Annotated in this window: 8 protein-coding genes and 1 pseudogene; 6 read left to right on the top strand and 3 right to left on the bottom strand. The window is 62.5% G+C overall.

What is annotated here, in order from left to right; translation table 11 throughout:
* Position 1: 1 nt before the first annotated feature.
* Together mreC and QM649_RS11170 are read right to left on the bottom strand one after the other, a co-directional pair.
* The gene (mreC, locus tag QM649_RS11165) at positions 2-1,720 is read right to left on the bottom strand and encodes a rod shape-determining protein MreC (protein ID WP_415199118.1); all 1,719 of its coding nucleotides are present in this window, start codon (positions 1,718-1,720) and stop codon (positions 2-4) included.
* Positions 1,721-1,760: 40 nt separating this feature from the next.
* On the bottom strand, positions 1,761-2,825 hold the full coding sequence (locus QM649_RS11170; protein WP_129206922.1) for a rod shape-determining protein: 1,065 nt from the start codon (positions 2,823-2,825) through the stop codon (positions 1,761-1,763).
* A gap of 601 nt (positions 2,826-3,426) precedes the next feature.
* On the opposite strand from QM649_RS11170, the gene QM649_RS11175 reads away from it, so the two are divergent.
* From QM649_RS11175 to ald, 5 genes are all read left to right on the top strand, one after another.
* Positions 3,427-4,920 (top strand): aldehyde dehydrogenase family protein, encoded by a 1,494-nt coding sequence (locus QM649_RS11175; RefSeq protein ID WP_415199119.1) that lies wholly within the window; start codon positions 3,427-3,429, stop codon positions 4,918-4,920.
* A gap of 85 nt (positions 4,921-5,005) precedes the next feature.
* On the top strand, positions 5,006-5,299 hold the full coding sequence (locus tag QM649_RS11180; protein ID WP_415199120.1) for a ribbon-helix-helix protein, CopG family: 294 nt from the start codon (positions 5,006-5,008) through the stop codon (positions 5,297-5,299).
* Complete coding sequence (locus tag QM649_RS11185; protein ID WP_415199121.1) at positions 5,300-5,662, top strand: type II toxin-antitoxin system PemK/MazF family toxin; 363 nt, start codon at positions 5,300-5,302, stop codon at positions 5,660-5,662.
* Positions 5,663-5,771: 109 nt separating this feature from the next.
* Positions 5,772-7,025 carry a cation:proton antiporter gene (locus QM649_RS11190; RefSeq protein WP_415199122.1) on the top strand — a complete coding sequence of 418 codons (1,254 nt, stop codon included), beginning with the start codon at positions 5,772-5,774 and terminating at the stop codon, positions 7,023-7,025.
* A gap of 230 nt (positions 7,026-7,255) precedes the next feature.
* Entirely contained in the window at positions 7,256-8,371 is a 1,116-nt protein-coding gene (gene ald / locus QM649_RS11195; RefSeq protein ID WP_415199123.1) for an alanine dehydrogenase, read from the top strand.
* A gap of 187 nt (positions 8,372-8,558) precedes the next feature.
* On the opposite strand, the gene QM649_RS11200 is transcribed toward ald, so the two are convergent.
* Complete coding sequence (locus tag QM649_RS11200; protein ID WP_415199124.1) at positions 8,559-9,326, bottom strand: hypothetical protein; 768 nt, start codon at positions 9,324-9,326, stop codon at positions 8,559-8,561.
* A gap of 157 nt (positions 9,327-9,483) precedes the next feature.
* On the opposite strand from QM649_RS11200, the pseudogene QM649_RS11205 reads away from it, so the two are divergent.
* Positions 9,484-10,148, top strand: a pseudogene (locus QM649_RS11205) (nitrogen regulation protein NtrY); the annotation flags it as partial.

Genomic DNA, 10,148 nt, shown 5'->3' on the forward strand with positions numbered 1-10,148 from the left:
GCTAAACTCCTCTTCCCTGCGGTGTGGCCGTATCGGCCGGTTTCGGCTTCTGCTGTGAAGGCGGACGGCTGCCGTCATCCGGAACCAGGGTGGGACTGCGATGCACCACCGGCTTCTGTCCATTTGCCGTGCCGTTCGCCGGATGCGTTGCGCCGGTCGTCCCCGCAGAGCCCTGCGAGGCTGGACGAGCGGTCCGGGTTTCGGGCCCGTCGACAATCACATGCGTGGTCGAGCTGGGGCGCAGCGGAGTCACTGCTCCCGTACCGGCAGTGGCCGCCGGGCTCACAGCGGGACGATGCACCACCGTCCCGGTAGCGCCAGTCGAGCCGGCAACACCGGCCGGATGCGTCGCCGAGAGCGGGTGCGTGGCCGTGACCGGATGCGCAGACACAGAGGTTGTTCCGGTTGCGCCGGAGGCTGCGTGCGTCGGGGGATGAGTCGCGGCAGCTCCCGCTACCGCGCCGGAAGTGGCGCTATGCGCGGCGGCTGCAGTGCCACCGGCTCCCACAACGACTTCGTGCGATCCATCTGAACCACTGGAACCCTCCGCCAGAGCAGCGGCCTTTGCCTTCTGCGGCGGCAGCTCCTCGCTGCCGTCATGCACCGGGACAGTGCGCGCGCCGGGCGTCATCTCGGATGCGGGCGGCGTCTGATCCGGACTGAAGCCATCGGGATGCGCGGCCTGCGGCGGATGCAACGGCTGAACTACATTGCCGGTCTCATCCACGTTGCTGTCCGGATTGGTGTCGGCCGGGGAATTCTGGTCGACGCGGTTCGGAAGTCGTTCGGAGAGGATGTCCGATGCGCGCTTCTGCGCCGCAGCGCCTTCGGCCTCGCTCTCGGCCAGGTCCTTGGCCTCCTGCGCCGAGGCGGCATCTCCCATGTTCGTGATAACCAGCACTTCTTCAAGCTCCGAGAGGTGCGCCGCCGGCTTCACAATCACATCCTGCAGCGGATCGCGATCCGGGTCCGGCTGCATCTTCTCGACCGTGCCGACAGGCAGGCCGCGCGGAAAGATCTGGTCGCCGCCGCTGGTCAGAATCTTTTCGCCCTGCTTGATGCGCTCGTCAGGCGAAACATTGACAACCTGGACGCCGCCGAAGGCCGCGCCCTTGAGCACGCCGCGAATGCGCGTGGTCTCGAGGATCACGCCGACGCCGCTGGTCGTGTCCGAGATCAGCATGAGCTGGCTGGTGGAGGGAAAGACTTCCTTGATGCGGCCGACGATACCATCCTGCGTCACCACCGGCATATCCGGCTGGATGCCGTCATCGGAGCCCTTGTCGATGTAGACGATACGGGACTGATCGGTACCCGAGCTGCCGACGACCTGCGCAGGGACAGTCTTATAAATGTAGTGCTCTTTGAAGCCGAGCATGGCCTGCAGGCGCTGGGCCTGCCTGGCGTCCTCGGCGACACTTGCCTGCTCGAGGCGCAGCCTCTCGATCTCATTGCGGAGATCGGCGTTGTCGCGGCGGACGTGGATCAGGTCGATGTAGCCGCCCCAGATGCCTTCAATCCAGCCACCGAAGTTACGCAGCAGCTTTTCGGGCGGGGTAATCACGGTCACGACCGCGTAGCGCAGCATGCTGACCGCACGCGAGTCGCCGGATCCCGTAGAGGCCGGGCGCTTGGCCTGCACCGCCAGGGCGAGCAGCTGCACCACCAGCACCAGCAGGAGGACAAGGGCGTTCTTATAGCGGGAGAAGAATGATTCCATGCGACTGGAGCGACCCTGTTAAGAGTCGCTCCTCATAATGCTAGTCGATCTTGATCTTGCGCAGCAGACGGAAGTCGCTGAGCATTTTGCCCGTACCAAGCACAACACTGGCCAGCGGGTCGTCGGCGATCGAAACCGGCAACCCGGTTTCCTCGCGGATGCGCTTGTCCAGGTTCTTGATGAGCGCGCCGCCGCCGGTCAGCACAATGCCGCGATCGCTGATGTCGGCCGAGAGCTCGGGCGGAGTGCGTTCAAGCGCCACGCGAATCGCGTTCATGATCGTCGCAATCGACTCGCCCAGCGCTTCGCGGATCTCCGAGTCTTCGATGGTGATAGTCTTCGGCACACCCTCGATGAGGTTGCGGCCCTTGATCTCCATCGTCAACGGCTTCTCAAGTGGATAGGCGGAGCCGATCTCGATCTTGATCTGCTCGGCGGTGCGCTCACCGATGAGCAGGTTATATTTCCGCTTCAGGTAGTTCATGATGGACTCGTCCATCTGATTGCCGGCCATGCGGACCGAGCGCGAATAGACGATGCCCGAGAGCGAGATGACCGCGATATCCGTCGTACCGCCGCCGATATCGACCACCATGTTGCCCGAGGGCTCGGTGATCGGCAGCCCGGCGCCGATGGCGGCAACCATGGCCTGCTCGACGAGGAAGACTTCGCTCGCCTTGGCGCGATAGGCCGAGTCCTCGACCGCGCGCTTTTCCACCTGGGTGATCTCCGAAGGCACGCCGATCACGATGCGCGGATGCACCATCATCTTGCGGTTGTGGGCCTTCTGGATGAAGTAGTTCAGCATCTTCTCGGTGACCTTGAAGTCGGCGATGACGCCGTCCTTCATGGGCTTGATGGCCACGATGTTGCCCGGCGTGCGGCCCAGCATCTCCTTGGCTTCCTTACCGACAGCCTCGACTTCACCGGTGTTCTTGTTGATGGCTACGATCGAGGGCTCATTGACGACAATACCCTTGTTGGCCGCATAGACCAGGGTGTTGGCCGTGCCCAGATCAATGGCGAGGTCACTGGAGAAAACACTGAACAGCGAGCGCACACCGTGTGCCCGCGAAGAACGCGACTGAAAACCATTCGATGACATGAGGATGCTGACTTCCGGAGGAGACTGGACCCAAAAACAATTGTAAACATATCGCGCGCGTACACACGGAAAGGTGCGATTTCTCTGGCGATTTCGCACCCTGCAAGATCGCGGCGCTCTCCGCTCACCTCATAAGACGAGAGATTCCGCCTGAAAGCGATGCATGCGCACGGATCTGCGCACGTCTGAATTCCTTCCTCGGAGCTCCATCCCGTCGCTTGTGACCTCCGTACCTTTGAATGAACAGGCAGCATTCCAGAGCATCATGAGGCGCAGCGACGGAAGTCGTGCCGCTGAAACGGCGAAAGCCCGGCTGGAACCGGGGCTTTCGTTTACCTCTGGAGACTGCGCTGAAGAGAACATCGTCGTCCGACCGTTTGGCCCGCTCAGGCAGCAGCCCGGGCTTCACTTTCCCTGATTGGCCCGTTTCACTCCGGAAGTCAATAATTTTCCTTAGTCCTCAGCTCCCCTTTTACAGGCCCTGTCTCGATTCCATTCGAAACAGGAGGCTTAGCCCGCTCCCATCGCGGGACTTTATCTTCTACAGCGCGAAATCCTCTCCTTGTTTATCCTGAATTGTTTCGCCCCCAAGGAGATCGCTTTGTCCCACACGACGTACAAGAACCTGATCGGCGGCCACTGGGTCCCAAGCCGCACCGGCAAGACCTTCCTGAACATCAATCCCGCCAATTCCGACGATATTGTTGGCGAGTTCCAGGCCTCCGGCGCAGCGGATATCGATGACGCCGTGGCCGCAGCTGCGGAGGCTTACAAGACCTGGAGGCTGGTGCCCGCTCCCAAGCGCGCCGAGATCCTCTACCGTTGCGGCGAGCTGCTGGCCGAGCGCAAGGAGAGCTACGCCCGCGAGATGACCCGCGAAATGGGCAAGGTGCTGAGCGAAACCCGCGGCGACGTGCAGGAGGCCATCGATACCGCCTACTACATGGCCGGCGAAGGCCGTCGGCTCTTCGGCCAGACCACACCCTCCGAGCTCAAGTCAAAGTTCGCCATGTCGGTGCGCATGCCAGTCGGCGTCGTGGGCATGATCGCACCGTGGAATTTCCCCATGGCGATTCCTTCGTGGAAGCTTTTCCCGGCGCTGGTCTGTGGCAACACCTGCGTCATCAAGCCGGCCGAAGACACGCCGCTCTCTACCTTTAACCTGGTCGAATGCCTCGCCGAAGCGGGCCTGCCGCCGGGCGTGGTCAACATCGTCACCGGCTTCGGCCCCGATGCGGGTGCGCCGCTGGTCTCGCACCCCGGTGTCCGCGCCATCTCCTTCACCGGATCGTCCGAGGTAGGCCGCATCGTCGGGCAGACGGCCGCCGCCAACTTCAAGCCCTGCTCGCTCGAGATGGGCGGCAAGAACGCGATGATCGTCCTCGACGACGCCAACCTCGACCTCGCCATTGAAGGCGCGCTCTGGGGAGCCTTCGGCACCACCGGCCAGCGCTGCACGGCGACCAGCCGCATCATCCTGCATAAGAAGATCGCCGCCGAGTTCACCCGGAAGCTCGTCGCCCGCGTGGACGCGCTCAAGGTCGGCGACGGCCTCGACGAGCACATCCAGATGGGTCCGCAGGTGAACCAGCAGCAGATCGAGACCTCGATCCGCTACTGCGAGATCGCGCAGAAGGAAGGCGCGAAGCTGCTCACCGGCGGCAGCGTGCTCGAGGACGGCGTCTACGACAAGGGCCATTTCTTCGCCCCGACGGTGTTCGGCAATGTAAAGCCCAACATGCGCATCGCGCAGGAGGAAGTCTTCGGCCCGGTCGTCAGCCTGATCGAGGTCGAGAGCTATGAAGAGGCGCTCGAGGCGGCGAACGGCATCCAGTACGGTCTCTCGACCGCGCTCTACTCGCGCGACGTGAATAAGGCTTTCCAAGCCATGCGCGACCTTGAGGCGGGCATCACCTATATCAATGCGCCGACCATCGGCGCCGAGGTGCACCTGCCCTTTGGCGGGGTAAAGCAGACCGGCAACGGACACCGTGAGGGCGGCACCGGCGCACTTGACTTCTACACCACCTGGAAGGCTGTCTATGTCGACTTCTCCGACACGCTGCAGCGCGCGCAGATCGACAACGCGGACTAAAAACCTGTCATTCCCATATCGGGCGGCCATCTCCGGCCGCCCGATATAGAGATGTATATATCAAAATATATGCTATCCTTCCGGCATGCCGACTCTCGCGAGGAAGCCAAAAGCTGCATCTGCGACGCGCCGCAAACCTGCCGAGCGCGAACGCGTTCTCATTGAGTTCCCTGCAAGCTTGCTGAAAAAGGCCGATCAGGCGGCCGCGGCCCAGTCCCGTAACCGCAGCGAGTTCATACGACGCGCGGTCGAGCAGGCTGTCGAAGCAATCGAGCGCAGGGCTTTCGAAGAAGAATTGGCAGCCGCCTACCGGGCAAACAGCGAACTCGGCCTCGAAGTCGCCGGGGATTTCGAGCATATTGACCAGGAAGGTCTGTAATTGAGTCCGGATCTGCTTCGCGGCTCCGTCGTGGAAGTGCATCTCGATCCCGTAGTCGGTCATGAGCAGGGCCGATCCCGCCCCTGCGTCATCGTCCAGAACAACATCGGCAACCGCTTTTCCTCGACCACAATTGTTGTTCCACTCACCGACGCGGCTCACATCCGGCACCCATCTCCGATTTATGTGCTTGTCCACAAGGGAGAAGGCGGCACGCGTAAGGACAGTTACGCACTCTGCGATCAGATTCGCACTGTCGACCAGAGACGCTTCGGCCGCATTTACGGTGCGCTCTCACCTGAAACCATGGACATCATAGGCAAGGCGCTTATGGTCAGCCTGGGTTTGAGATCGCGTCTCTGACGTCGCTATTCCTTCTATATTCCAGCAGACATCTCGAAAATCCGGAGATCCTCTACTAAAATCCGCATCTAAGGTTGCAATTCCCCCAAGCCCAACCCCGGAGAAATCCATGACCCTGCTCCTCATCCAGATGGCCACGGTGTTGCTCACCGCGCTCTTCTGCGGATGGCTTGCCCGCAAGCTCGGTCAGTCCCGCGTCATCGGTGAAATTATTGGCGGCATTCTGCTCGGCCCTTCCGTCCTCGGACGGCTGGCACCGCACGTCTCATCCACGCTTTTTCCGCTTCCATCGCTCGGCTCGTTCGAGACCATCAGCACCATCGGCCTTGTTCTTTTTCTTTTTCTGATCGGCAGCGAGCTCGACTACGACCATCTCCGGAAGCAGAAGGCCACGGCCACGCTGGCCAGCGGCATGAGCATTTTCATCCCCTTCGTGCTGGCAGCGCTCGCGGCGCATTCGCTCCGGATCCGCTTCGCTCCCACCGGAATCGGCCGCGTTCCTTTCGTCCTGTTTCTCGGCATCTCCATGAGCATCACCGCCTTTCCGGTGCTCGCGCGCATTCTCGAAGAGCGCAAGATGCAGTCGAGCTCGCTCGGTACCACGGCGCTGATGTGCGCCGCCGTCGATGACGTCTGCGCCTGGTCTCTGCTGGCCATTGCCCTTACCTTGTTGCCCAGCGGCGCGAACGCGACTCCTTTTGGATGGCGCATGCTCTGGCTCGTGGGCTACCTCGCGGTCATGCTCGGCGTGGTCCGGCCTCTTGGCGCATGGATGGTTCGCCGCCAGAACTCCATCACACTGTCCTATGAAATCTTTGGTCTCATCCTGGCCGTAGTCCTCGGCTCGGCTGCGGCCACGGACGCCATCGGTATCCATCCGCTCTTCGGAGCCTTCCTGGCGGGCGTCTGCTTCCCGCGGGTCCCACACTGGCAGCAGGCGGTACGCACCCGGCTGGATATGGTCGTCTCCATCCTGCTGTTGCCGCTGTTTTTCGCCCTCACCGGCATGCGCACACGGCTTGACCTGCTGAGCGGCGGTAAGATCTGGCTCTGGACCGGACTGGTTCTGCTGGTCGCGGTCGCCGGCAAGATGGGCGGCGCGATTCTGGCCGCACGCTGGACCGGACAATCGTGGCGAAATGCCGCGGCTCTCGGCGCGCTGCTGAACACGCGCGGGCTCGTCGAACTGGTGGTCCTCAATATCGCTTACAACGCGCATGTCTTCTCGCCTACGCTCTTCACCATGCTGGTGGTGATGGCGCTGGTGACCACCATGATCACCACGCCGATCCTCAACCTGCTCGGGATCGAGGACAACAGCAAGGGCGAAGTCGAAGACCTGGCAGAGATGCAGGCCGCCTGACTGGGTCGTAATTAGCGCTGTAAAAGGCCACCCCTGCGTTCCGTAGCGGTGGCCTTTGATTTTCAGCTGTCGCCTCCCCATTCAAGCCAACTGAAGTCCTGCATGAGCCACCATAGATCTACACTTGCGACCAGCGGGAGCAAGGGCCGGAGGCCGGCCGCCCGGACGGCCAGTCCCGAAACGCTTCCACTATGCGGTAGGATGGAAGGTTCGTCTGTGAAGGAGTTTGCATGATCATCGGAGTTCCGAAGGAAGTTAAGGATCACGAGAGCCGCGTCGGCATTACGCCGGCCGGAGTCAAAGCGCTGTCCGACGCCGGGCACAAGGTGCTGGTGGAGACCCGCGCCGGTGAGCTCTCGGCGTTTCCCGACGATGAGTACCAGGCGGCTGGTGCGGAAATCGTCGGCTCGGCTCACAATGTGTGGGGACTGGCCGACATGGTCGTCAAGGTCAAGGAGCCGGTCGAGAAGGAGTACGGCCACTTCCGTGAAGGGCTCACGCTTTTCACCTATCTGCATCTCGCTCCGATTCCTGAGCTGACCGACAAGCTGCTCACAAAGAAGGTCACCGGCATTGCCTACGAGACGATCCGCGACCGTGCCAACACGCTTCCCCTGCTCACCCCGATGTCCGAGGTCGCAGGCCGCATGTCCGTGCAGGTCGGCGCGTCCTACCTCGAGAAGGAAAAGGGCGGCCGCGGCGTGCTGCTCGGCGGCGTTCCGGGCGTTCCCCCCGCGAATGTCTGTATCATCGGCGGCGGCATCGTAGGCACGAACGCGGCCAAGATTGCCGTGGGCATGGGCGCGAAGGTCACCATCGTCGACCTCAGCCTGAACCGCCTGCGCGAGCTCGACGACATTTTCGGCGGCAAGCTCTTCACGCTGGCCTCGAACTCCTACAACGTGGCTCGCGCCACGGCCGAGGCCGATCTCGTCATCGGCGGCGTCCTGATCCCCGGCGCTGCAGCCCCGAAGATCGTGACCCGCGAGATGGTTTCGAAGATGAAGAAGGGCGCGGTCATCGTCGATGTAGCTATCGACCAGGGCGGCTGCATCGAGACGGCGAAGCCAACCACGCACTCGAACCCGGCCTATGAAGTCGACGGCGTGGTGCACTACTGCGTGACGAACATGCCGGCCGCAGTGCCGAACACTTCGACCCTGGCGCTGACGAATGCGACTTTCCCATACGTTCTCAAGCTGGCGCAAAAGGGCGCGAAGGCTGCGATCCTTGAAGATGACGGCATCCGCGACGGCGTGAACACCTACAACGGCATCATCACCTGCGAGCCGGTCGCAGTCTCACAGCAGAAGTCCTGGAAGCCGGTGCGCGAACTGCTCGCGTAGAGGAATCTGCCTCCCACGTCTCAAAATCGAGACGTGGGGTACCCGGCTATCAGGAAGAGAAGTAAAAACGTAGCTCCCTCCACTTTGCGAGACAAATTACGCCTCGCTTCGGTCGGGATGACAACCTTTCCAGAAACGCAAAACGGCGTGGCCTGCGGGCCACGCCGTTTCTTTTCGACCAGAAAACTTACTGCTGGGTCACATGCACAGGCCGCGTGATGCGGAAGGTCAGTGTCGTCTCGGCCGGAATGACGATCTCCTTGTTGCCGGTGAGACCTGCGCCTGCCGTACCTGCGCCCGCACCGGCCAGGCCGCCGATCAGAGCACCCTTGCCGCCGCCTGCGAGGCCGCCGATGATCGCGCCCAGGCCCGCACCGCCGCCGACGAAGCCGGCTGTCCGCTTGCCTTTGCCCTTTTCGGCGCGCTCGATGGTGCTGGATTCGATGTCGTAGGTCCGGCCTTCGGCGCGAACTGTGTCAAGACGCAGCGTGAGCAGCGCGCCACCCTTGAAATGGCCGAGCGCCTTGGCATCCACCACGGTGCCGGTCGCCGTCGAGCCGGCGCGGATGATCGTCTTACCGCCTACAGTCACGGGCGAAGCCACGGTCGCGGTGAAGGTCTGGCCGGGCTGGCTGATCTTCGAGCCCAGGTCCTCACGCGTCGTCACGGCGAGGTGCGAGCCTGCCGGGATTACGATTGGCGGAGGAGGCGGGGGCGGAACCGGAGCAGCAGCGACCGGAGCCGGGGCCGGAGCAGCAGCCGCTGGGGCTGAAGCCGTGGGCGAGGCCGAAGGCGCGGCGGCCGGGGCAGTCGAATCCGCAGGAGGGGCCGGGGCTGCTGCCGGTGTGCTGGCCGGGGCCGCCGTACTGGCCTGCTGATCCTGCTTCTTGCAGCCCGAGACCAGCAGTACGCCGGCCAGGGCAACGGGGAAAAGCTTCCGCGAAATCAGACGCATATCCATAACGCACAGTATGATGCCGCGAAACCCGAAAGTGTGGCAAATCTACGACAAAAAACCATTTTTCGACGTCTCTCCTGTGACAGGCCTGGGATTGCCGGTGGAGTGAACCGCCTATAATCAAGCCTGATCGGGAAGCGACCTGGAGAACTCCTTGGGCGACGCGAAACACCGCCGGGCGACCGTCATCGTACTTGCCTCGGCCACATTCCTGCTTCTGCTGCTGATCAGCGGCCTGAACGCCTTCCACCTGAGCTTCCTGCATCCCGGCTCCACGATTCAGATCCTGATCTTCAGCGGCCTGTCAGTGGTGGCCTTCCTGCTCTTCGTCACCCTGCTGGTTCTGCTGCTGCGCAACATTCTCAAGCTGCTGGCCGATGAGCGGAGCCGCGTCCTCGGCTCACGCCTGCGCAGCCGCATGATTCTCGGCGCGCTGCTCATCTCCATCGCTCCGGCATCGGTCATGTTCGCCTTCAGCTATCTGCTGATGAACCGTTCCATCGATCGCTGGTTCACGCAGCCGGTCGCGGATATCCGCAACAACTCCAGCCGCATCGCTCTCAGCCTGGCCCAGTACATCAGCCTCAACGCCCGCGCTGAAGCCGAATCGCTCGCGCATTCGCCCACCTTCACCGCCGCGTGGGAAAGCTCTGACCGCCAGGCTCTGGTCGATGAGATCCGCACTCATCGCATCACGCTTCAGGGCGGCTTCGCCATTGTCTATCGCGACGGCAGCTCCATCGCCACCTATGAGGTTCCGACTTCAAGCAGTCCGATCACGGTAGGCTCCTGGCTGGCTTCCGACGGGGACAACACCAC

It is taken from the genome of Silvibacterium sp., assembly GCF_047605705.1.
In the GTDB taxonomy this organism is placed as follows: Bacteria; Acidobacteriota; Terriglobia; order Terriglobales; family Acidobacteriaceae; genus Silvibacterium.